Genomic DNA, 22,851 nt, shown 5'->3' on the forward strand with positions numbered 1-22,851 from the left:
TAGGTACAAAAATTGATGGTAAGGATGCTTGGGTACGCATTGAGCACGGAGCAACACTAGACTTTTATTTCACTACTAAAGTTTAAAAATATAACTAAAACTAACTTTCCTACATAAATTCTTTGACAATCGCTATTTAAAACATTAACTTCCACGCGCTTTATGGAATAAGCGCATGTCGAAATGGTCTCATATAACAAAGTAATACAGTTAGTGGCGCTCGTTTTCGACGTTTAAATATAATAAGCACAAGCAAAGGAATGCAATATGATTTGCAACTCTTATCACCTCAAAAAGCGGCATGTTCTGTTTGCCGCTGGCTGCTTGCTTTTTGCAAGCGAAGCAGTTGCACAATCAAACCAACAAGCTTCTACCTTACCTAAAAGTTCACACAAATTAGTTACAGATACCAAAAACCGTATTTGCTCTGACACAGCAGTAGCTTTGAGAAATACCATCTATACCGCTAATCGGCGTATTTATTTGGCTCGTGGCGGTGCACACCAATCTCTCGAGGTATTATCTGGCATTGTTGGCAATGCCATAAAAAATAAAGATGATTCATCATGCCTATCACGGCCAGCAATTGAGACCCAGTCAAAAAGTGCAAGCCAAGACCGTATATATTCTATCTTTTCGTTTTTACTATCTTCGGTTGTAAATAACTCAGCGCAAAACTATGGGCGTGATAGCGAATATGTTACAGACCAAAACACTCCATTGAACAAGTTTAGTCATATACTCAGTTCTCGTATTTCTGCCTTGGAAGTGCGCGACGCAGGCTTATTATTTGGCTTGTCTTTCACTCATGAAAAAAGGCAATTTTTACTCGTTATTAATCACGATCCTTATTCAAAACACACTTTACCATTAGCACAACTAACACAGCATACACTTATTAATGCACTCAATAAGCAAGTAATCACTAATCAAAACAATCCTATTTTACAGCCTGCTGAAAGCTTTTTATTTGAACAAAGAGCAGCGAATTCACCCGAAGGAACAGAGCCATTATTATGATACTCAAACACCTATTTAGAAAGACAATCATCTGCTGCTTTTTAGTATGCATGCCATTTATTGCGAGAGCCAACGTAACTATTACTCCCATGCAGGTTATTAGCCACCTGAATAATGCACCGAATCATACCGTGGCCTGGAAAGCATATGGCGCAACTTCTTGTAATTCAGGTAGCTACTCGTTCAGCTTTTTCGGTGGCAACGAAATGAGCCCGTTTAGAATTGACGGCTATAATGCAAATGGTTCTAAGGTGTCGACAGCTTATGCTTATGGGCGCTCACTCGACGTATACATTAATACCAATGTAAGTTCCGACACCCAATACACATATCGCGTTTACGCATACACGTGCAATTCGTTCGGTGGTGGTAGTTATATTTTCGCAGGTAGCGCGCTTATAACGATAAGCGCTAGCGGAACTTCAGGAGGGAATGGGAGTGGCGAAGACGACGATTCAGGAAACTTTACGAATGGTTTACCACCTGCAAATCTAACTTTTGTTCACACTGATTTGCTCGGTAGCCCCGTTGCAGAAACAGACGAAAACGGAGATAAAAAGTAATGAAAGGATTCAAATTCGCATTTAAAAGGATTTGCTCACTAGGTATTTTGTCCGCTTTATTTGTAAGTAGCATAAGCGCACAGCAACTTATTGATAAAGAGATTAACGAGTCACAACAAGACGGAGACCCTTTTGTCCCGCCGAGTGCTTTTACCTACAACTATGGTGAAATGAATAACGTACAAACAGACGTTACCACACTTACCACTGCTTTGATGGGCGACAGCATCGATCCGAACACAGGCACAGTAAGTTTCACTCACACTGATATCAGTATTCCTGGCAACTTTGATATACCTGTTGCATTACAGCGAACTATGTCAGACCCCGATAATTGGTATAAAGAATCGTTAGAAGTAGGAAATTGGAGTTTAGCCATTCCTCATGTTCGCGGCAGCTATATTCGGCCCATAGCTGGTATTCCGGTTTCACAGGTTGGAGATAATTCACCTTGGCTAATGGGCATGGCTTGCTCAAAAACTCACCGCCCCAGTTTCTCTAAAGTCATTGGTAAAGTGTTTGGAGATAAGAGGCTCTACACAACAGGGAGTCACGACTACTCAAACATTAGAACGATCTCCATCCCTGGAAAAGGTTCGGCTCAGATTACTATTAAAAATGGCGTTCTCACTAATAGTAAAAACTGGAAAGTAGACTGCCTAAACAAAGGAAGCAGAAACGAAGGCTTCTTGGTAACAACTACCGACGGTACTAAGTATAAATTTAGGCATAAAAGAGAAATAAAGAGCCGCAAACATCATTATTTAACAAAAGAAGAATGGCGCTGTGGAAGCGATAGAAACGCTTATTGTGAATTTCCCTTGCACGCTCCAAATGACGAGGCTGTAACAGCTTTTGAGGCGCTGCGTAGAAATCAAAACGCAAAGATGGACAACATTCATGCTTTTTTACAAGTAACTGAAATAGAAGACCGCTACGGCAACAAAGTAAATTATAGTTATGATAGCAATGGCGACCTAGACAAAATTACTTCCACAGATGGCCGAGAAATCGACCTTACATTTACCAGCGGAAGACTCACATCAGCTGAAGCTAACGGGCGAACATGGATATACGAATATGAAAGAGACAGTGATCTAAGCCTCCACATGCTAGCAAAAGTGATTCAACCTGACCAACTTAATTGGGAGTTTGATTATGGTAAGCCCGGGAGCTTAAGATTCTGGTCTCTTCTAGGGCTACATACCCAAACCAATCCATTGATGCCATACTCATGCAGTAGCCTTGGATTTGGTAGTTTCATTACTATAACGCACCCAAGTAAAGTAAGTGGCGAGTTTGTGCTAAGCGAGCGCTGTATGGGAAAAGCTGAAATCCCTAAAGTAGAAAACTTCAACCCGTTTGGGCAAGGAAAAGCTTTTCAGTCATATGTATTGCCAATTCATGTACAGCTATTTGCACTTCATTCAAAAACACTCACTTTCGCTGATGGTAAAGAGTATACATGGAGCTATAAGTACTCAACCAATAAGGGTTACTTCTTAGGGGACAATCCCCTCATAACGGAGCGAAATAAACTGAGTAACTTCACAAACCCAAGTGGCCCATTTATTCCATTGGAAACTAAAGATAAGCCTGAACACATGAATGCCACTTTTATTACGCATCCCGATGGCGCGGTAGAGGTCAAATACTATGATAGGCGCTACGGGTTCACCGATGGTCAACTTCGTTATTCTGCAATTTTTGATGAAAACGAAAACATCAAAATGAGTAAGCGATATGATTACCATGAAGTTACACATTGCACTACTAGACCAGCAATCAGAAAATACGGATTTAGTAGTCAGCTCACTTCACCAGTTCAAAAAAGTTGGGTGAAATCAACCCCGTGTCCGGGTTGGGAAAGGTTTGAACAAGCCCATGGCGCTGTGCAAAATCAAAATATCGCGGCTGTTTCCACTATCTATTACGATGGCAACAGTAACTCCACTTATTCAGAAACAATAGACGGCTATAACGACTACGATGTACCTACGCGCTTTTCTCAGAAATCTGATGTCGCTGAACGATATATTGGTAAAACATTTATTCATGACACAAATCAGTGGTTGTTAAATCAGCCATCAAAGGTGTATGTCAGTGATAGTGAAATGAACTCAGCAACGGACGGTACATTGTTATCTGAGATAAAGTATTACAGTAACTCTCATGCCTCTTACCCTTCGATGCCTTATCAAGAACATTGGCTTGGAGAATTGCGTAAAACCTTTAAAAGCTACCATATGAGTAATATTGGAAAAAATGGTAAGTTAAAGAAAGTAGAAATGAATGTAGGTATGTATTCGAATAAACATGTAAAACGCTGGGTATTGTTTAGCGATTACAAGCGCGGTCACGCTACTAATGTGTTCGTCCCCCAACGCTACACTGCCCATAACATGCACCTATCAAAAATAGTGGATGACAATGGATGGATCACACGCACAACCGACTTTAATGGCACTCACACTCATTACGGCTATGATGAAATGGGCAATATCGCCTACATCGACTATGAAAATGATGCAAGTGCCGACGAAAACTGGAGCGATTTACGTTTTACTTGGATTTCGGAAGATGAACCAAAGCGTATCGTTGAGCATTGTGAGCTGAATGCGGAAAGAACTGCTTGCTCTTCTTTAAAAATGCGAACGACTGAAAACTATGACGGTTTTTACCGCCTTGTTAAGAGTAAGAGCGATGATTTGGTTACAAATAGTAATAGTCGTTACCAACGATTTGAGTACAATTTTAGAAATCAAACCACCTTCTCCTCACGCCCCAGTATCAATAGTAGTGAAACTAAAGGCACTACCGTTAATTTCGATGCACTAGGACGCATGGCGAGTACAAAGTCTACCGGCTTTAATACTGTGTATGAAGAATACTTAGGTAATAACACTAAGCGCGTTACTGATGGCAATGGCAATCAAACCACTACTCAGTATTTGGCGTATGATCGCCCTAGCTATCAAAATGCGTTAACTATAACCTCCCCTGAGAGCGTTACTACCGAAATGGACTACAACTTGTGGGGCAACATAGAAACAATAACTCAGTCCGGTTTAGGAAAAGCTAATCAAGCGGTAACACAAACTGAGTATCGCAGCTATGATGCAAACAACAATCTTTGCTTAATAGTGCGAAGCGACGTGGGTGCAACCGCATTAAATCACAATAGTATGGGTGAATTGATATGGCAAGCGCAAGGCGTGGCATACAACCCAAAAACGCGAGCATGTATATCGAAACCGAACAACCTCGCCGTAACCATGACATATGATAATTTGGGTGACTTATATTCAGCAACTTATCCAACAAGCAATGCTACGCCCGACGTTGTGCATCTGCGAGATAATAACGGTAATCTTACAATGCTCACTGCAGGGAATATCGTTCAAACTTATAGGTATAACAACCAAAACTTACTCACCAGAGAAACAGTGAGAATACCCGGTAAATCAGTCTATCAATTCGAACATGGGTATAGCGCACAAAAATTCCCCGAAAGCATTACCTACCCAGGAGGCATGAAAGTCAGCTACGCACCTAACGGCTTTGGGCAAGCCACCACCGCAGAAATTCCACCGGTTTCTGGCAGTTTGCCTTACAAGTTTGCCCACGATGTAAAGTACTACGCAAATGGACAAATGCGCTCATTTACCTATGGTAACGGTATACGTCATACACAAGGACAACATAGTAGTTCTGCACTTCCCTCTTCTTTAAAGTACGCGAATGGAGGTAACGCAATTGTTGAACTAGCTTATAGCTATGATGATAATACTAATGTAACGGCGATTGTCGATAAGGTTAATAGTGCTTATTCGTTAACCAACCTAAGATACGATGGACTCGATAGATTAATACAAACCACTGGTGGCAGCGGTATTGGCAGCAGCGTCATGCGCTATGATAGCTTTGGTAATATCACATACTATAAATCGAAAGACCGAATTAATCATTATAACTACAGTTACAATAGCAACCGGTTAACAGCCGTTGCCAGTTCAGGTATCAAACAAAAAGACTATACTTCTTTCAGCTATGATAATCGCGGCAACGTGACGCACAACAGTCACCAAGAAATGGAGTACAACCTTGCGAATCAGATGACTAGTGCGAAAGGTAGCAACTCCTATTTGTACGATGGTTTTAACCGACGCGTGAAACAGACTGACGCAAAAGGTACTAGCTATAGCGTTTACTCACAGTCGGGTACCTTACTGCTGAGAGAGACAAATAAAGGAAAAATAAGTTACATCTACCTTGGTGGTAAGTTAATCTCTAAAATTGGGAAAAGTGAAAGCCCTTCAAGTTCTAGCCAGCACTATGCACCGTTTGGTAGCGTAATCGAAGGCGAAAAAGATGCAGTAGGATATACTGGGCATAAGTTTGATACCGATGTTGGATTAAGCTATATGCAGGCACGATATTATGATCCAGTGATTGGGCGTTTCTACTCAAATGATCCGGTTGGGTTTACAGGCGATATAACCACATTCAATCGTTATTCTTATGTGGGTAACAACCCATATATTTATATAGATCCTGATGGTCGGTCGCGAAAACATTCATCAAAAATGACCGGAGCCTCAATAAATTTTATTATTTCCGGCTATATTATGGAGAACTCGACCCCGGGATCAGCCGTTCATACTCATGCTTCAAGAGTCAATGCAATAGCTCTTGATCAATTAACAGACGGTGCAGTGAAGAATAGAGTTAAGATACGTAAGGGGACATTGAAGAAAATTAAAGATAAACAGCCACGAGATTCTGATGGGAATATGATAGACCCTAATACTAAAAAGCCCCTAAAACCAGGTCAGGTTGACATTGGCCATAAGCCAGGAAATGAGTGGAAAAAACGAAAGAAAATGCACAAGAAAAAGGCTAACACGAGAGAAGAGGTAATTGAGGAAGAAAATGATCCTGACCTATACCAATTAGAAGATCGCTCAACCAATAGAAGTCATAAATATGAAGAAAAAGATAAATAGTTCACCTTTACTAGGCTTCGTTGTAATAAGCAACGAAATAATTAAATTGAAAAAAAGCATAGGGTACTTTTACAGGGAAGAGCCGGAATCACCAGATGATAGCGGATGGAGATTTTTTTCTGGAGACGAAAGTCAAGATTTTGCTGACGATGAAAATAACTTTTTATTATATAACGTTTCTACAATTGTAGATATTGAGCCAGATGTTATTCAATATTTGTCACTTGATTATCCAGTTGAAGTCGAACGTAACCATATATCAGGGAAATTTGAATTAATTGTAAGTTAACTTTGATTTTGACACTTTACAAAAATGTGCAGCGCAGGGTGACTATTTCAAATTATGAATGGCACTCTGGTGTCTATGAGACTTTGGCCGGACTTTTAGGTAATTTAAACGTAAAACACGTTAAGAGCTCCTTACTGTAAGGGCTAATTAGAATGCCTATCATTACCAACAATTACTCTCAAGTTGGTCATAAAGTGTACTTCTCACTCCAACTGGCATAGCGATAAACCCACAAATGCCGGCTAGCTTTTAAGGAAGTGGTAGGATTTTTTGTTTTCGATTTCAGCTCTCTAATTTAAAATCATACATATAGCAACCGTCAATAATACCTAATATGCACTGAGCATAATCATCGCTGAAGTGGGCAACTGTTTCTGGTTTGGGTAGGCAGGAGAATTAAGTTCGACTAGCATTTTGTCCCAGCGTCACTAGGTGGTGACACCAGTCAATTTGACTAGCTCGGCTTTTTAGATCTGCCACTTAAAACCGGCACCAGGTGCCTAGTAAAATCGCGATATTGCCTATTATTGAAGAAGGGAGTCGAAGATCGAATAAATTTCCCTCTCAAATCTAATTTGCTTAACTTCTTTCTGCAAGGACTCTAATAAAGGCTGTAATAAAGATGCGTTCAGCAACAAGCCTTCTTCGGATATCAACAAATTGCGAGATACCGCAAGTAGCCTTACGTTTTCAAAATTTGGTGTTTGCATTAAAAGGACAATGTTGCCGAATGAATCGATACCATATAAGTCTGTATCAAAATTGACATGCCCGAGCGTGCATCCAACGCATCATGCCAGCTGAAAATCGGATTAAAGAAACGCATTCGCTCTTTAATTGCGTATGACTTTCTTTTTATATGTGGTAATGCTGAATAGCGTTTATACTCTCGTTTAGTCATCTTCCACCTCGAGTAGGAGTTTTTCCTTTCTTGAAGTGTCCGGCTAATTCAACCACAACACCTGGCAACAAAAGACAATCAATTGAAGCCTAAACAAGACTGACTATGGCGTTAATAAATCTCGGCTCCATTGGAAATATAGTGAGAAGTTATTATGAATGAAAGTGGTTTTCTAAAACCTAATCAAATATTGGATTTGTGCCCTCACAAGTTTGATAATTTGGAAACCTTACTTAGTCTGTATGAGTGTAATGATTTGAGAGTACGATTGGCTGTGCTTGACAAAATATCTAGCGACTTTAATCCAGAAAGGTTTGTTCAAAAAAGCTACCCTTTCAATTCGGTCATCGACTTATTCAAACGCGCGGTCACTTCTGTAGACGTTGATGAAATTACTGAAGGCTTGTCAGGGCTAACATATATAGATAAGAAATTAGCACGAGTGCATTCTTTAAATATGCTTGCTCATTCTGATCTAGCAATCAGGGAGGAAGCAGTTTGTTGCTTGGGATATATAGGTGAAGATGTAGATAAGAAGTTATTAATGTCTTTGTTAGATGGTGACACTAATGAACTGTTAGTAGTCAATGCGCTTGCCTCACTTTTACGACTTGGACAAACTGAATTAATAAGCAAAATAGAAGTAATCGCCTCTACTTTTGGAGAGAAGCCTTTAATTAGTTTACTCGAATGCTTATATACTTTGGCTGACCATTATGATTTTACTCCTATTATTCCTTATCTTAGAGCACGTGTGCAATCATCCTATAACTCTGAGTTACTAGTAGAGTTAGAAGACTTTGAATTAAATGTTACGAGGAATAAATTATTTGCTGAGCTAGAAGGTTTAAACCCTAGCAATCAAGTTGACTTAGAGCGAATATTGAGCTTTTTTAACAATACTGATGCTTCCGTTCGATTTAGAGCATTAGGCCTATTGGGAACTGGAGCAAAACCTAATAAAAAGGATTTGCCTGACATCCAATATCCCTTTTTGAATCATATAAAAATGCTCGTTACCGACGAGTGTGAAGATGTACGAGCCGAAGCCATCTGTATTTTGGGGGATAGGAAAGACATCAGCAGCGTTTTTTTGATTGGGGAGTGTTTAGTTGATAAGTCTGAGCTTGTAAGACTAGATGCACTATATGCTCTTGGAGAGATTGGCGATGAAGGATCTCTTGCTCAGCTTAATGCCTATAATTATGAAAAAGGTTCAGATTTAGAAAAAGTTCGATATTTGCAGGCCCGCATCCGATTGGGTGATAGTTCTTATTTTGGTACGTGGCTTGAATTCTTAAATCATGAAAATGGATTGGTTAGGGCTAATGTAGCAGGGGGAGTTTGGAGCCTTTGGAAAGTAGAATGGAATATGTTACTTAAGAAAAAGTTAAATGAAGCTATTCAAATTGAGCCTTTTGTTTATGTATTTAATGAGATAAAAGATGCTTTGGATTTTATTGAAGCCAAGTCAACAAAAAGGAACACAAGACTTGATTGATAATTGCGAAAATAATTGTGAATAAATTACTAGTATGGTGTATTGGATTAACGCTTAGTTGCTCGGTTCTATCACAGGCTCCAAAAACTTTTTGTTCGAACAGATGGTGATACGTTTAAGTACGCAGGAAGCATATTAAAAAAAATTGACATAAGGGCAGAGCCTAAAGAAAGCAATAATTCTTTGACGAAAAAGGAGTTGAGTCCAAATGAATTAGCGTACCCCCCCCCCATCAAAAATGCTTTTTTAGTTCAAGGCACTATGCAAAGCGCAGAAGCAAAACTGGGGATTTACCCCAGTGGCGAAATAAGGAAGGAGATATCTCAAGCGATATTTACTTATTTTCATTGGTTAGGGGCGGCGTTGGAAGGTAATTAAAGACCAGCTAGATTGAAGAATATTAACAACTTAGAAATGTAGCGAGTTTGAAGACAAATTCAATGCTCAATAATATTATTCATCACAAACTATTGTTTTTTTTAATTTTTATATTGTAAGGTCGTTATACAATTGATCAATTTAACTTTTACCAGATAAGGATTTCTATGTATCGTTCAATTTTACCACTGATAGTGTTAATGACGCTTGCAGTTTTCAATCTTCATGCTCAGACAAACCAGCTCCAGCTAACGACTACCTATGTATGTGACAACTGCGATTATGATAGTGCACTCGAGCTAGCCATCTCTCGACACGAACCAATTGTATGCCACACAAGAGGGCTTGATGATGGTTTATTGTCTCAGAGTTCAACCATATTCGATTGTAACGAAACCTCTGTCGATTTAATTATTGCCAATCCGATTGATAGACGAGCCTTCAAATTCTCTGTTAGCGCACGCCAACAGTCTACATTTAGCCCCGCTTACACGATTAATGCCAGTGATACACCCTTTTTGGCGAGGGAGTCGGAGGCACTTGAGTCTTTTTTTGACATCGACGATGACTTTAGGAGCACAGTGGAAGAGATTCAAACGATAGCTTTCACTCCAAAAAATAGTCCGTTAAAGGGTGTATATGCCAGCCAATATGCACAAAGCGATGATGTAGATTGTTCAGAGCACGCATCAAATATCCTATCAAACGACCCTTCATTCGCTAATCAACTTAAAGACACATTTAGTTCACGTATAACAGGAGCGCTGGGATTAAAACAAGCATGGGAAAACTTTACATCCACTGCGCCTGTGGGTGATGGAGTATCGATTGGAACTGGGGGTATTGGCATAACAGTGAATTTTTCAACTACTGAACGCAACTATTTCGTAACGCGTAGAAACGAAAATGGAGACAAGCTTGTGTTTCAAGTCTCATATCGCGGAGACACTAAAAACACTCGACCAATAGGTAGGTCTGGTAGAGGAAGGTTAACAACCGAACGCTTTCTGAATCTCTCATACTCATTTATACCAGGAGCTTCCCGTATAGATGGTATGCCAGTGAGCACCATAGTACGGGGGATTGTTGATTTAACTAATTTGCCAATTTCATTATGCTTGTCACGTAAATTAGACGAAATTTTGGGTGATGAAGTAGTAATTGGCGGTGCAGGCGGTGATGGCAGCCTGATTGATGTGGTTGGAGATGGGCCTACAAACGGTGGCTCACTGATACCACCGGCAGGAGAATGGACCAACCTTGCCGGCTGTAAGATAGTAGAACGCAGTGGTTCAGCCTGCATAGACAACACTGAGTGCAGAGCAATCAAGGTTTCGTATTTAAGTTGTCGAGAGTAAATAAAATAAACAACGGCACTCTGTAGCAGTATAAATAACTTTATGTAAAGAGGGGAACTATCTATCCCCTCTTTAACTACTTCTCTTTCTTAGGCATGAAAACACGTGGCCCGCAAAGTGCTGCTATTGTAACCACACCTATCATCAAGCCCAACCATGGCTCAAACACGCTAAAAGCCATTGCCGTAATTACCATGGCACCGCGCTCGGTCGCGTCATTTACCAACGATAAAGCCAAGGTGGCACAGGCGAAAGCAGTCAAAATTAACGTAACCGCCAACGCAACAGGCAATAAAGGTTGCAACAACGTTACCAACGGTAAAAATATAAACAAAAATGGCAAACCAAACGCATAGAAACTGCCGATGCTGTCAAAAATCGAATCAACTTTGTCACGCCCTTGTGCCCAACGTTTTAACAAAATGACTTGAATACCTGTCCACAGCACCCCTTGCGTGGTGAAAAAAGGTGCGATAATGCCCATCATAATATTCCGCGCACCCGTCGCCATATGAGCACGGCTGCCATTAAGTTCTAAAATTTCATCGCTACGCGCCTTTTGCGCCTCTTCAATCATTTCATTGCCGGTGACTACATCGCCAAAGAACAGAATATAAGTAATAAGAGCTAGCGGAAAAGATGCAACAAAAGTAGATATTGGAGGCCATCCGATAGCAAATGGAGAAGCTTTAGCCCACAGCGAGGTAGCAGCAGCACCAACATCAAGGATTTCCCAGCGAATATTGTAGTTAAACTCACCGCTGAAATATCCCACTGTACCCGCAATGATGAAGCCAGGTAGTAAACCGAAGCCAAGAATAACAGCTAGCAACTTATTTTTTAATGCCAGAGCTTGGAGCGGCTTTGAAAAAGCGAACACTAAACATACCACAACGCCAATAGTGCCGGCGAGCGGTGCTGATTGAAATACGTTTGCTGGATCACCATCTTTGGTTACGCGCAAAAATGCAGCAAGCGCTGCGCCAAGTATAATGCCGCCTTTAAATACGTTAGGGACAATATTAATCAGTTTAGCCCCTAATCCAGTGATCCCGAGGAAGATAAGAATGAAGGCAAAATTGAGCGATAGCGCGGTCATCGCCTGAAATTGAGCGGTGTGATCTCCCATATAGGCTGGCGCCGTTATGAAAGCGACTACAAAAGGGATCGCAGGTGTTAACCAGCCCGGCGCATAGGGGTCGCCAAAAAACATCCATGAAAATGAAATGAGCATGCTGTGAAACATCGCCATTACAACGGCTTCTTCAAAGCTCAGCCCCAACAAACCCATAAAATACGGCACTAGCGCTAGACCAGTTGCACCAGCAACTGCAAATCCTTGTAGCATATCAGCAAGAGAAAAACGTAAGTGAATAAGAGGGATCCGCATAGTGAACGGGCCCCATTTAATACCAGGCTGTACACCACCATCAGGTCGTTTTGAAAGCATATTATTGTTCTCGTTTTTTGCTTGACTCGAGTGCTTAGTACAGCACAATTAACAAAAAACACCCAACTTATTTACATCTTTTATACTTATAGATATTCATCAAGAAAAACTGATAATGCTAAACCGACACCTAATTCACTGCTTTAGCGTCACATTCTTGTGATTCTTTTGGCTTCTTCATCATCAAACCCACTGCTAGCATAACTAACACCAAGCCGATGCCGTGAAAAATGGTGAAAGCTTCATTGAGCACAAATACCGCGATAACAGAGGTCATCGCTGGGCCACAAGTACCAACAATACTAGTGCGCTCCGGTCCTATCCGATGGATTGCTTCCGCCACTAATAATGAGGGGATCACCGTACAAAACACCGAAAGTATCGTAATAATTAAATAGGCATGATTACTTACATGCAAATCTGCAACTGAGTAATTTGTTAGGAATAAGACAATAATCACAAGGCTTGCGGCCAACATGGCAATGCTGGTGAACATTTGACTTCCCACTTTGCTAATCACCGGCTTGCTCCAAAGAACATAAACAGCGAAACACACAGCGCTGATAAAAACCAGCAAAGTGCCCCACGAAACTTGGCTACCGAGCACTGATAAATCATGCCCAAAAATAACCAAAATCCCTGCATAGGACATGGCTAGCAGCAACCAAGTCTTCTTCTGCATCGGTGTCTTAAAAAATATCCAAGACATCACGACGACAATCGTCGGAAAACTAAATAGCACCACACGTTCTAGCTGCGCACTAATATATTGTAAACCAAGCAAATCAAGGTAGCTGGCGAGAAAGTAACCCAACACACCCAATACACAAATGATAGGTAAAGACGATAGTGTTTCTTTCCTTCTCTGGGGCTTTCTTTGCCAAGCAAGCAACGCAATAATCAGGTATATCGGAAGCGCTATCAGCATTCTCAAAGTAATAACTTGTTCGCTAGTTAAGGCCAGCGCATAAGCATATTTGATGACGATGGGTTTTAGCGAAAATAAGAAAGTGCCTATTAAAGCTAAAACAATGCCTGAGAAAATGGGATCGGAAAAGCGACGAGAAAAAATAATAAAGACTTTGTGTTGTGAAGTGTTGCTGGCAATGATAACAGCTTAAGCCAGATGAAGAATATATTTCATCTATAAGGGTAAAAATAAACGCGGAAATTGATTGGCTTAGCCTGAAAGACCAAAATAAATGGGTTTATGGGTGGAAATGACGATAGCGATGACACTTTTTTGTTAATTTCATTTACAAAGGCCTATGCTTTTTCTGCTGAGTCATTATACTAGGGGTAATATTAGAAGGAATGAATGTACAATGAAAAGAAAAAAACATACCGCCGGTGATGAAGATGCAGCAGTAGACATGACGCCAATGCTCGACATCGTCTTCATCATGTTAATATTTTTTATCGTAACCACAACGTTTTCATCGGAAAAGGGTTTAGAGCCAACTAGGCCGCCTAAAAACCAGCCTGAAAACCCAAATCCTAGTAAGTCATTGTCGATTCGTATCGATGCTCAGGGCCAAATACTCATGGCTGGCCGTATTGTTGATATTCGTCGAGTGGTTGCGAATGCACAAACTTACTTAGCAAACAACGATACCAAAACTGCCGCTATTCAAGCTCACGAAGACACTGAGCATGGCATCGTGGTTGAGGTAATGGACCAAGTTAAACTCGCTGGTATAGAAAAAGTATCGGTATTAGTGAAAGAAGACTAAGATCGAAAGCGAAACAAAAAACGCTGCAATCGCAGCGTTTTTTTTATGCCTGGTAAAAACCAATCACCTTTTATAAGTTACACTTTGCGACCGATGCCTAAGACTTCCGGCGTCTTTCCTGATACAGAGTAAAAAGAATACTGCACAAGTTTGTGATGTTAAATATGGTGCCAAATATACTGCCAACCAATACAGCAAAGATTAATCCCAATAGCTCTGCAAGTATGAACCATTGACGAATGGCTGTTGCACTTTTCAGTGAAATAGAGCCCACAGTAAATATGAGTGACGATGCATAAGCAATGATAATAATACCGCTACTGTCTAAATAGATTAGCTCAAAGATAAAAAAAGCAATATTAAGACCGACAAAGGTAAACAGAACTGGCAAGCCGGTATAGCGAGTTGCAACCACATTTCTGATGCACGCTAGCAAGCAACCGATGCCAGCTGCATAAGCATTACCCAGTAGAAAAAAGTGGACGCTAACACTAAGTAATGCAACCGCTGAAATTAGCCGGTATCTATTGATATCTGTTTGGCGGTAACCGATGAAATTGAAAATCACGGCGACCGCGCCAAATGCTTCAGCCAATATTGGCATGTGCTCTCCCAATGATGTTGCAAGTAATCAAAAAAGAAACACTGCCAAAATACTCTAACTAACGCATTCCGGTTTTACTGCAGTGACGACTGTGTTTCTAACCAGTCGCTCCACGACATCATAAAGGGCTCGTCGATGTGGTCTGCAGGATAGGCAAATAAACCAAACTGGTTTCCCTTATGATGAGAGATCACAATAGCGTGTTTTGGCATGTTGTGAATGTCTTGATGGAAGGGATCCCAAAGAGGGATATGATATCTATCAACCTTGATCAACGGCACTTTTACACCATTAATCACCTTCCAGTCATCGGCTACAGGATTTGGAATACAAGCGTAGATACAGTGAAATGGCATTTTGATTTGCACCCCATCCCACCAGAACTGTTCAATTTTTATATTTTCTATCAGTGTTTCAACAATTGTCGGTAAAGCTGTCGTCATAATAACCGCCTTATAATCTTGTTTAAAAACAGATCGAATATCCATCCTTATATAGGTTATCAAAGCAAATAAAATAAACTTTAGCTAAAAAACGCCGCGAGTATAAAGATAAACACCATTATGCACCAGCTAAATTTATTTGCTATGAACTGAACACGCACTCACTAGCTTTGGTGCTCAATGCTCGGTCTTCTCAAACACTTGCAATTCAATCATTTGCCGCGCGACTTGAGCAGCGCTGACTGGTCGGTACTTAGCCAAAGGGCCTCTCATGATGGGTGAAAGAAATTTAGCAAACGATATTCCCATATTTTCTGCAAATCGCGTTTCCGCTCTTTCCCCTATTAGCAGACTCGGTCTTACTGCCGCCGCGTTATCAAGTTGTGGCATACTTAATATGGCATTTTCTAGCTCGCCTTTCACTCGCAAATAGAAATTTTTGCTCTTTGCATTTGCACCCACTGATGAAATCCAAACAAAACTCTTTGCTCGTTGCCCGCGAGTGAGTTGCGCAGCAACATGTACAAATTGGAAATCAACCCTTCGAAAAGCAGATTGTGACCCTGCCTGCTTAATCGTTGTGCCTAAACAGCAATACACATGGTCGACAGAGAAATAACCTTGAAAATCTTGCAGATAGTCAAAGTCGATCACAATTGCCTGAATCTTACCCTCAGGATCGTAATAGTCACGTTGTTGTAAGGGCGTTCTCACTAAACATGTTACCTGCGCATAGCGGTCATCTCTGCATAGTTGGTTCACCAGAGCTTTTCCAACGAGCCCCGAGGCGCCGAGTACTAATGCTTTAAACTTTCGTGTCATCTTATTTTTCAGCGCTCGTTAAATAAAGTACAAAGTGTGTAGTGATAGATACACAAACTACAGCATTTGGGTTCAGCCAACATAGCTTAAGAGGGAGAAGCGCATTAACCCTTGCTGCATTAGGCAAACATATGGTCGGCGAGTGTCTTCTGTACTTGTTGGGCCAGGTCTGACTTAAGCTTAGTCTCGATAGGCTCTGATTGTCCCGACACCCAAATTTTAAGATCACAATCTAAATCGAAATGCCCTGCAGTTTCGACTTTTAACTGAGTGATGGCGCGATATGGAATAGAGTGATAATCAACTTTCTTGCCCGTCATTCCTTGTTTATCAATGTAGAGTAATCGTTTATTCGTGAATACCAACAAATCGCGTATTAACTTGTAGGCCTCTACCACATTCTCGTTACTCGCAAGAATCGGCATGAGCTCTTCATTTACCGACGCTACATCCACTTCAGAAGCATTACCAAGCAGTCCATCTAATAAGCCCATCTTTTGTTCCTTTTTATAACTTATGTCTTTGTAACAATAACAAATTTACATAAATTTACTAGTTCATTGGGCTAAGAGTTTGCGTATCAATATTATTGACTTATAGTACAGCGACGCACTCTTAACGTGTCTGAGTAAAAAGCACGGCAAAATAACTAACATATTCAAGGAAAGGCTGTTAATGACGACTTTTAGCGACATAGAGCAAGCTCAAAAACGTATTAGCTCTATCGTGAAAACCACCCCTATATTTCAGAGCAGGTTGCTAAACCATTGGCTCGGTCATAATATTTACTTCAAAGCTGAGTGTTTGCAGCGCACGGGTGCCTTTAAGCTCAGAGGCGCTATGAATGTGCTTGCAAAATGTCATGAATTAGGAAAATTACCACGTAAAGTTGTTGCAAATTCGTCGGGTAATCATGCACAAGCTGTCGCTTTTGCAGCGGCACAATTTGGTATTCCGGCTCATATATTTTGCTCTGATGCAGTATCACCGATAAAAGCGGCGGCAACTGAATTTTATGGCGCTGAACTTAGTACCTTTAGCTCTAGAACCTTAGCCGATAAGGCTGTAGAGGATGCAAGCAAAGAGGAGGGAGTTTTATGGATCCCACCCTTTAATCACCCTGACATTATCGCTGGCCAAGGCACTGTGACGCTTGAGTCACTCCAACAATTACAAGAAATGAACGTGAAAGCAGATGCCATTGTTGCTCCCTGCGGTGGTGGTGGACTGCTTTCAGGAGCGATAGTGACAAATGCCGCCTATAAAGAACAAGGTTTACTTGATAATACTGAAGTCATTGGCGCTGAACCACTAAACGCTAATGATGCGGCTCGGAGCTTGCAAAGTGGGGTTATTGAGGTTCTCGAGGGCACACCAGATACTCTTGCAGACGGCGCGGCAACGCCTTCGCTTGGCCCACACACCTTTAAAATAGTACAATCAGTTGACGATTTCTATGAAGTAGATGAAATTCAAATTGCCTATTGGACTCAGTGGCTTCACCACTTGTTAAAGCTGCATATTGAGCCGACCTGTGCGATGACAATGGCTGCTGTTGCAGCTTGGATCAGCAACAAATCGCCAAATCAACATGTGTTGGTGCTGCTTTCAGGCGGCAACATTAGCCAAGCGACTATGAGTAAAATTTGGCAGACCGACTACTTACAACACCCCCCCATCATGAACCCCGACGCGTAAAAAGGAATATTTATGAAAATGATTTCAAAAATTACCACCGCAGGTATCGCTTTAATGAGCGTTTTTGCACTGCAAGCTCAAACAACTGTTATTAGCAATGTTAAAGGTTATAGCTTGAATAACGATGGCGAACTAATCACCTTTAATAACTTTGCAATAGAAGACCAAAAGATAAGTGCGGTGAACCTGAAGGTTCTTCCAAGCGGTGACGATGTGACCATTGTCGACGGTAAAGGTCAAGTTGTGTTACCCGGCATCATCGACGCCCACGGACACATTTTGGGTTTGGGCCAAAATCTATTGGAAATTGACTTAAGAGGAACAAGCAGCGAGGCTGAAGCAGTGAAGCGCGTGCAATCTTTCGTCAGCGCTCACCCTATGACTGAAAAGTCTGGTAAAACATCCGATAGCCAAGCATGGTTGATTGGCAGAGGTTGGAATCAAGTACTTTGGGACAATAAAGCGTTTCCGACTAAAGCCAGTTTAGATGCCGCTATAAAGACGCGTCCTGTCGTACTATCTCGTGTAGATGGTCATGCAGTCTGGGTGAACTCAGTCGCTTTGGAGTTGGCGGGAATTGATGCAAATACTCCGTCACCTTCAGGTGGTGAAATAGTTAAAGATGAAAACGGCCAACCTACAGGCCTGCTAATTGACAATGCTGAATACTTAGTCACAAAACTCATTCCACAAGCTAACGAGGCGCAACTCGATGAGCAGTTGCAAGCCGCATCTGACCATCTACTCTCGCTTGGTATCACCAGTGTTCACGACGCTGGTATCAGTGAGCAGGTCTATCAGTTTTACAACAAACAAGCAGATAGCAATAAACTGAGAGTGCGAATATATGCGATGCTTTCAGCCACTGATCCAAATATTGATAAAATGCTAAGTGCTGGGCACGTCAACACCGCTGACGAAATGCTAAGTATAAGAAGCGTGAAAGCTTATGGTGACGGGGCGCTTGGTAGCCGTGGCGCAGCGCTTATCAAGCCTTATTCAGATGACAAAGATAACCATGGCTTATTAGTGACACCGCAAGAAGAGCTGCCAATCTTATTTGCAAAAGTACTTGGCTCCGGCTTTCAACTTAACTTTCATGCAATTGGTGATCGCGCCAATCGTTTAGCGTTACAACAATTTGCTAAAAGCTTTACTCAATTTCCAGATAACAAGGAAAGACATCGAATAGAGCACGCACAAGTAGTCGCTGTAGAGGATATTCCTCAGTTTAAGCAACTCGGTATCATTCCATCAATGCAACCAACACATGCAACCAGCGATATGAATATGGCTGAAGACCGCATCGGTAAAAAACGTTTGAAGGGTGCCTATGCATGGCAAACATTTCTTCGCCAGGGTTCTCGAATTGCCTTTGGGTCGGATTTTCCAGTTGAGCTAGCAAATGCTTTTCATGGTTTGCATGCTGCAGTCACTCGTCAAAGTGGTATGAATGAGCCTGACAACGGCTGGATACCTGAAGAAAAAGTATCCTTAGTGCAAGCGCTGCGTGGCTTCACTCTTGACGCCGCCTATTCAGCTTTCCAAGACGATAGCCTAGGCACGATTGAGGTAGGAAAACGTGCAGACTTCATCGTCATCGATCGCGACTTGTTTACAATTCCAGCTAGCGATATTCGAGATACTCAGGTGCTACAAACATGGATTAATGGCAAGAAGGTGTATGAGCAGCAATAGCAGCCTCATCTATTGTTTGGTGGGCGCATCGGCTCTGTGCAATAGCATATAAATACAGCCTTCAGGAATATTGATGTTTCTGGGGGCTGGCAATTGTATAAAACCCAATTTTTGGTAACAACGAATAGCAAGGTGATTGCTTTCGTAAACAAACAACGAAATGAGATTAATGCTTCCTTGGGATGTCGCTTGCCTTACTAAAGAATGAATCAAGGTTTTGCTATGGCCTTGCCCTCGCATGGAAGGATTCACGCATAGACGGGCTAAATGAGCCCTCTGCTTGACAATATTCACTTGTCCGAAGGCGACTAAATGTTCTTGGGATTTCAGCGCATAGCTTTGATAATGCGTAGCTTGCTCATTGTCTTTAAAAAACTGCTCAGCATTGAGAGGATAATTAAGCTTAGGCCCGCCCCACTCTCGCAATAAAGCCGGTGTTTTGAACCACTTTGGCAAAGTCAAGAAATCCGATTCTTGAGCTTTGCCAAAACTAAATTGAGAGTTTGAATTTATTTGTAAAGGGTTCTTATCCAACGTTCTTCACCAATAAATTGCCAAGCCCAGCTATCCCATTTATCTTCCAAGCCTGCCGCTACTACGTCATCTTCGCTCATTCCTTGGGCTTTTTTAGCTTGAACGTAGGCATAAGTCTCTTTAATCATATCGACAAAACGTTGATAATCGGCCTTATTTGCCATCGAACCGTGACCAGGAATGATTTTAGTATCGTCATCGATCATGGAAATTAAGGTTTCTACTGCGGTGATATAACCGGCTACCGACCCACCTGAATTTAAGTCAATAAACGGAAACCAATCTTTGAAAAACAGATCTCCGGTATGCAATACATCAGGTTGCTCGAACCATACTGCGCTGTCGCCGTCGGTGTGAGCATTTGAAAGGTGATAAACATGCACGGTTTCACCATTCATGTGAAACTTAACGCCTTTTTCGTAAGTCACTACAGGTAAACTTGCAGGATCAGTGTCGTCTCCTGCCGCCAAACGAACCCGCACGTTTTCGTGGGCAAATATCGTCGCATTCTTATTTTTCGAAAAGAAGGCATTAGAACCAGTGTGATCACCGTGGAAGTGAGTATTGATCACGTAACGAGTTTGTTTGTCGCTAATGGTCGACAGCGCTGCCGCTATCTTATCAGCAAGTCCTGCGTATTGATCGTCAACAATGAGCAAACCATCTGGCCCCGCAGACACGCCTATATTTCCGCCAGCACCGACCAACATATGCACAGAGCCCCTTACTGGTTCCGCTTTAACCTCTATCTTTGCAAAGCGGTCTTGGGCGAATACGCTACTTGCCATCAAACCCGTGATAGATAGCGCCAGTAAACTGCGTGATATTGATTTTATTGTTGTTTTTTTCATTTTCTGTCCTTTTTCATCCTCGAACACGAGCTAATAAGCGTTCAGTGCTGCTAGCTAGCATTTTCTTTGGGTGTTTTTTATACTTGTTATTGAAACAGGCGACTTATGTACAAATCGCGTAAAAAGAGTATAGCTCACTTTTTTAATTCGTCTGCTTATGACAAAAAATAGACCGGCTTATTTGATAAAAAAGCTCAGCCAACGAATTTAAAACGCGGAAGGCTTTTGTCATCTACCTGCACAGTCTCGATGAACATTGACAAGGGGCGCACCCACAAACGTCCCTCTCCATAAAGTGGGCGATAAACGACCAATTCGCTTTCATCCTCGGAATGCTTAGCAATGCCAATTAACTCATAGAAATTACCTTTATAGTGTTGATATTTACCTGGCGGCAGGTCGACATTGTGTTGATTCTGATTAAGTTTATTCATTTCAATCACTTATAAGTAGGTATTAACAAATACATTCACCGGTGCACCAGTAGGTTTACCGTGTTGCCAATCGAGATTTTCTACACCACTGCCTGCGATATCAACGTGAGTGTACGCAAGTGGATGAGGTGAGCTAGCTTGATGCTGGTCTAAACCCGACGCAATACTTAAAAACGCCATTGGAAATTGATGACCACGAACCGTTGTTACTGAGGGAGCGTTATTGGACGATAATACATCGTCCGCTTTTGTACGTGGCTTTACAAAGTCAAAATCCTCTCGTCTCGATAGCGATGGTTCAACAGGATCAGCACAGCGCTCACCTTGCTCGAACAAGGCACTAGCAACACCTTGTTGCTTAGCCACCTTATTTTCAACGAGCGCAGAATAGGGCCCAAAAGCCATTGCAGCATGACCTGTTAGGGTCGCAACCGAAAACAACTGCGGATTAATCTCATTAATTGCCTTTTCACGCAAGTGAGATAAGAGATCAGCTAGTAGCATGCGCCCCTCAGCATCTGTATTTCCGACTCTTACGCGAATACCAGCATGGGAAGTAATAATCTCATCAGGGATAAAAGCCTCAGCGCCGATACTATTTCTCACTGCACCAATTTCTACAACAACTTTTAAATTTGTGGGAGCTAGCAAAGATACTGTTTTCATGAAACCTGCAACGCCTGCAGCACCGCCTTTATCGCGGCTCATACCTGCCATATGACCGTTAACTTTCAAGTCTGCGCCACCGGTATCAAAAGTGATTCCCTTGCCGGCAAACATCAGCGTTTGTTCAATTTCACCTTCACCTTGGTATTCCATGCGAATAATCCGTGGACGGTGCCTAACGACTTCTATTGACGCTCGTGCCACTGCATGAAGTAAAGGATACTCGTTTTCAATTTGGTGGTGGTCGTCGATAACCTCTACTGACACATTCGAACCAGCAAAGGTCTCTACACAATAATCAGCAAAACCTGGAGGTGCCATTCTTTCAGGTTCAGTACCGCATAAGTCTCGCGCGACGCGCTTTCCTGCTTCGATAGCATTTAATCTGCGCACATCAACGCCATCAGACCGAGTTAGAATTCCCACTGTTTTGATTGGTTCTACCTGATCTTCACCCAAGGCTTGTCTTGCTTCAAGCGGTTGCCAAAGCCCTTGGCATAACCCCAAAAATGCAGCTTCAATCGCATTTCCAAAAATGTGCTGTTGTTCCTCGTTCAAACCGACAAGATTAAGCTCGAGCAAAGGCTGTCTAATACCAGCTTCTAGCATTAAAGAGGCTGTGTGCTTTGCAGCATCGAAGACTCTTCGCACATCGTCATAATCCCGATCGAGCATACCCACGCCAGCAACAATTAAGCGTTTCCCAGCAACTGAATCGTTTGCTAGTAATATAGCTTGTGAGCCTAGTCTTGCATCTATTGCTTTATAGGCAGACAAGGATTCAGCAAGTGAAGGATAATATAGACTACTTAGGCTATTACTTATCAGCACGTAGGCGTCGTAATGTTGCGATAGTTCTGTTAAATCGCTTTCATGAATAGCCTTTGGAAATGACATATTGG

At 41.7% G+C, this 22,851-nt stretch carries 20 protein-coding genes; 10 read left to right on the forward strand and 10 right to left on the reverse strand.

Going from position 1 to position 22,851, the window contains the following annotated elements; all coding sequences use genetic code 11:
* The first annotated feature begins 267 nt into the window (after nucleotides 1-267).
* The 7 genes from ISG33_RS16475 (at nucleotide 268) to ISG33_RS16505 (ending at nucleotide 11,016) form a co-directional block, all read left to right on the forward strand.
* Nucleotides 268-1,020, forward strand: a complete 753-nt coding sequence (locus tag ISG33_RS16475; RefSeq protein WP_195734747.1) for a hypothetical protein — start codon at nucleotides 268-270, stop codon at nucleotides 1,018-1,020.
* The gene (locus tag ISG33_RS16480) at nucleotides 1,017-1,583 is read left to right on the forward strand and encodes a hypothetical protein (RefSeq protein ID WP_195734748.1); all 567 of its coding nucleotides are present in this window, start codon (nucleotides 1,017-1,019) and stop codon (nucleotides 1,581-1,583) included. Before ISG33_RS16475 ends, ISG33_RS16480 begins: the two co-directional genes overlap by 4 nt.
* Complete coding sequence (locus ISG33_RS16485; RefSeq protein ID WP_195734749.1) at nucleotides 1,583-6,589, forward strand: RHS repeat-associated core domain-containing protein; 5,007 nt, start codon at nucleotides 1,583-1,585, stop codon at nucleotides 6,587-6,589. The genes ISG33_RS16480 and ISG33_RS16485 overlap by 1 nt, the downstream gene beginning before the upstream one ends.
* Entirely contained in the window at nucleotides 6,570-6,878 is a 309-nt protein-coding gene (locus ISG33_RS16490) for a DUF2185 domain-containing protein (protein ID WP_195734750.1), read from the forward strand. The genes ISG33_RS16485 and ISG33_RS16490 overlap by 20 nt, the downstream gene beginning before the upstream one ends.
* Before the next feature lie 1,055 nt (nucleotides 6,879-7,933).
* Nucleotides 7,934-9,280, forward strand: a complete 1,347-nt coding sequence (locus ISG33_RS16495) for a HEAT repeat domain-containing protein (protein ID WP_195734751.1) — start codon at nucleotides 7,934-7,936, stop codon at nucleotides 9,278-9,280.
* Between the two features lie 198 nt (nucleotides 9,281-9,478).
* Entirely contained in the window at nucleotides 9,479-9,658 is a 180-nt protein-coding gene (locus ISG33_RS16500; protein WP_255528943.1) for an LPD1 domain-containing protein, read from the forward strand.
* 167 nt (nucleotides 9,659-9,825) lie between these two features.
* The gene (locus tag ISG33_RS16505) at nucleotides 9,826-11,016 is read left to right on the forward strand and encodes a hypothetical protein (RefSeq protein ID WP_195734753.1); all 1,191 of its coding nucleotides are present in this window, start codon (nucleotides 9,826-9,828) and stop codon (nucleotides 11,014-11,016) included.
* 76 nt (nucleotides 11,017-11,092) lie between these two features.
* Here the strand turns inward: ISG33_RS16505 and ISG33_RS16510 are convergent, their stop codons facing one another.
* Nucleotides 11,093-12,466, reverse strand: a complete 1,374-nt coding sequence (locus tag ISG33_RS16510; protein WP_229333663.1) for a xanthine permease — start codon at nucleotides 12,464-12,466, stop codon at nucleotides 11,093-11,095.
* Between the two features lie 130 nt (nucleotides 12,467-12,596).
* Nucleotides 12,597-13,577 (reverse strand): DMT family transporter, encoded by a 981-nt coding sequence (locus ISG33_RS16515; protein WP_370545346.1) that lies wholly within the window; start codon nucleotides 13,575-13,577, stop codon nucleotides 12,597-12,599.
* A gap of 214 nt (nucleotides 13,578-13,791) precedes the next feature.
* Between ISG33_RS16515 and ISG33_RS16520 the strand changes: the two genes are divergently transcribed.
* On the forward strand, nucleotides 13,792-14,199 hold the full coding sequence (locus tag ISG33_RS16520; protein WP_195734755.1) for an ExbD/TolR family protein: 408 nt from the start codon (nucleotides 13,792-13,794) through the stop codon (nucleotides 14,197-14,199).
* 97 nt (nucleotides 14,200-14,296) lie between these two features.
* Here ISG33_RS16520 and ISG33_RS16525 read toward each other — a convergent pair whose 3' ends face one another.
* The 4 genes from ISG33_RS16525 to ISG33_RS16540 all read right to left on the reverse strand — a co-directional run bounded on the left by ISG33_RS16525 (nucleotide 14,297) and on the right by ISG33_RS16540 (nucleotide 16,562).
* Nucleotides 14,297-14,803, reverse strand: a complete 507-nt coding sequence (locus ISG33_RS16525) for a YgjV family protein (RefSeq protein WP_195734756.1) — start codon at nucleotides 14,801-14,803, stop codon at nucleotides 14,297-14,299.
* Nucleotides 14,804-14,877: 74 nt separating this feature from the next.
* On the reverse strand, nucleotides 14,878-15,246 hold the full coding sequence (locus ISG33_RS16530; RefSeq protein WP_195734757.1) for a hypothetical protein: 369 nt from the start codon (nucleotides 15,244-15,246) through the stop codon (nucleotides 14,878-14,880).
* 177 nt (nucleotides 15,247-15,423) lie between these two features.
* A complete protein-coding gene (locus tag ISG33_RS16535; RefSeq protein WP_195734758.1) occupies nucleotides 15,424-16,068 on the reverse strand; it encodes an NAD(P)H-binding protein in 645 nt (214 codons plus the stop codon).
* A gap of 119 nt (nucleotides 16,069-16,187) precedes the next feature.
* Nucleotides 16,188-16,562: a PH domain-containing protein gene (locus ISG33_RS16540; protein ID WP_195734759.1), complete on the reverse strand. Its 375-nt coding sequence runs from the start codon at nucleotides 16,560-16,562 to the stop codon at nucleotides 16,188-16,190.
* A gap of 181 nt (nucleotides 16,563-16,743) precedes the next feature.
* Here ISG33_RS16540 and ISG33_RS16545 point away from each other — a divergent pair, with 181 nt between their 5' ends.
* Together ISG33_RS16545 and ISG33_RS16550 are read left to right on the forward strand one after the other, a co-directional pair.
* Nucleotides 16,744-17,766 (forward strand): serine/threonine dehydratase, encoded by a 1,023-nt coding sequence (locus ISG33_RS16545; protein ID WP_195734760.1) that lies wholly within the window; start codon nucleotides 16,744-16,746, stop codon nucleotides 17,764-17,766.
* Nucleotides 17,767-17,778: 12 nt separating this feature from the next.
* Complete coding sequence (locus tag ISG33_RS16550) at nucleotides 17,779-19,464, forward strand: amidohydrolase (protein ID WP_195734761.1); 1,686 nt, start codon at nucleotides 17,779-17,781, stop codon at nucleotides 19,462-19,464.
* A 9-nt stretch (nucleotides 19,465-19,473) separates the two neighbouring features.
* Here ISG33_RS16550 and ISG33_RS16555 read toward each other — a convergent pair whose 3' ends face one another.
* The 4 genes from ISG33_RS16555 to ISG33_RS16570 all read right to left on the reverse strand — a co-directional run bounded on the left by ISG33_RS16555 (nucleotide 19,474) and on the right by ISG33_RS16570 (nucleotide 22,846).
* Nucleotides 19,474-19,998, reverse strand: a complete 525-nt coding sequence (locus tag ISG33_RS16555) for a GNAT family N-acetyltransferase (protein ID WP_195734762.1) — start codon at nucleotides 19,996-19,998, stop codon at nucleotides 19,474-19,476.
* A complete protein-coding gene (locus ISG33_RS16560; protein ID WP_195734763.1) occupies nucleotides 19,974-20,849 on the reverse strand; it encodes an MBL fold metallo-hydrolase in 876 nt (291 codons plus the stop codon). The genes ISG33_RS16555 and ISG33_RS16560 overlap by 25 nt, the downstream gene beginning before the upstream one ends.
* A 194-nt stretch (nucleotides 20,850-21,043) precedes the next feature.
* On the reverse strand, nucleotides 21,044-21,283 hold the full coding sequence (locus ISG33_RS16565; RefSeq protein ID WP_195734764.1) for a DUF1653 domain-containing protein: 240 nt from the start codon (nucleotides 21,281-21,283) through the stop codon (nucleotides 21,044-21,046).
* A 9-nt stretch (nucleotides 21,284-21,292) separates the two neighbouring features.
* A complete protein-coding gene (locus ISG33_RS16570) occupies nucleotides 21,293-22,846 on the reverse strand; it encodes a M17 family metallopeptidase (RefSeq protein ID WP_195734765.1) in 1,554 nt (517 codons plus the stop codon).
* Between the last annotated feature and the right edge of the window lie 5 nt (nucleotides 22,847-22,851).

Origin of the sequence: Marinibium conchae (genome assembly GCF_015595035.1) — a bacterium.
GTDB lineage: Bacteria > Pseudomonadota > Gammaproteobacteria > Enterobacterales > Alteromonadaceae > Glaciecola.

What these genes read in the sequence shown, in the direction of transcription:
- ISG33_RS16535 (WP_195734758.1), bottom strand. Translation starts at nt 16,068, where the DNA reads ATGACACGAAAGTTTAAAGCATTAGTACTCGGCGCCTCGGGGCTCGTT.
- ISG33_RS16475 (WP_195734747.1), top strand. Translation starts at nt 268, where the DNA reads ATGATTTGCAACTCTTATCACCTCAAAAAGCGGCATGTTCTGTTTGCC.
- ISG33_RS16565 (WP_195734764.1), bottom strand. Translation starts at nt 21,283, where the DNA reads ATGAATAAACTTAATCAGAATCAACACAATGTCGACCTGCCGCCAGGT.
- ISG33_RS16525 (WP_195734756.1), bottom strand. Translation starts at nt 14,803, where the DNA reads ATGCCAATATTGGCTGAAGCATTTGGCGCGGTCGCCGTGATTTTCAAT.
- ISG33_RS16540 (WP_195734759.1), bottom strand. Translation starts at nt 16,562, where the DNA reads ATGGGCTTATTAGATGGACTGCTTGGTAATGCTTCTGAAGTGGATGTA.
- ISG33_RS16530 (WP_195734757.1), bottom strand. Translation starts at nt 15,246, where the DNA reads ATGACGACAGCTTTACCGACAATTGTTGAAACACTGATAGAAAATATA.
- ISG33_RS16520 (WP_195734755.1), top strand. Translation starts at nt 13,792, where the DNA reads ATGAAAAGAAAAAAACATACCGCCGGTGATGAAGATGCAGCAGTAGAC.
- ISG33_RS16495 (WP_195734751.1), top strand. Translation starts at nt 7,934, where the DNA reads ATGAATGAAAGTGGTTTTCTAAAACCTAATCAAATATTGGATTTGTGC.
- ISG33_RS16505 (WP_195734753.1), top strand. Translation starts at nt 9,826, where the DNA reads ATGTATCGTTCAATTTTACCACTGATAGTGTTAATGACGCTTGCAGTT.
- ISG33_RS16550 (WP_195734761.1), top strand. Translation starts at nt 17,779, where the DNA reads ATGAAAATGATTTCAAAAATTACCACCGCAGGTATCGCTTTAATGAGC.
- ISG33_RS16570 (WP_195734765.1), bottom strand. Translation starts at nt 22,846, where the DNA reads ATGTCATTTCCAAAGGCTATTCATGAAAGCGATTTAACAGAACTATCG.
- ISG33_RS16545 (WP_195734760.1), top strand. Translation starts at nt 16,744, where the DNA reads ATGACGACTTTTAGCGACATAGAGCAAGCTCAAAAACGTATTAGCTCT.
- ISG33_RS16560 (WP_195734763.1), bottom strand. Translation starts at nt 20,849, where the DNA reads ATGAAAAAAACAACAATAAAATCAATATCACGCAGTTTACTGGCGCTA.
- ISG33_RS16480 (WP_195734748.1), top strand. Translation starts at nt 1,017, where the DNA reads ATGATACTCAAACACCTATTTAGAAAGACAATCATCTGCTGCTTTTTA.
- ISG33_RS16510 (WP_229333663.1), bottom strand. Translation starts at nt 12,466, where the DNA reads ATGCTTTCAAAACGACCTGATGGTGGTGTACAGCCTGGTATTAAATGG.
- ISG33_RS16490 (WP_195734750.1), top strand. Translation starts at nt 6,570, where the DNA reads ATGAAGAAAAAGATAAATAGTTCACCTTTACTAGGCTTCGTTGTAATA.
- ISG33_RS16485 (WP_195734749.1), top strand. Translation starts at nt 1,583, where the DNA reads ATGAAAGGATTCAAATTCGCATTTAAAAGGATTTGCTCACTAGGTATT.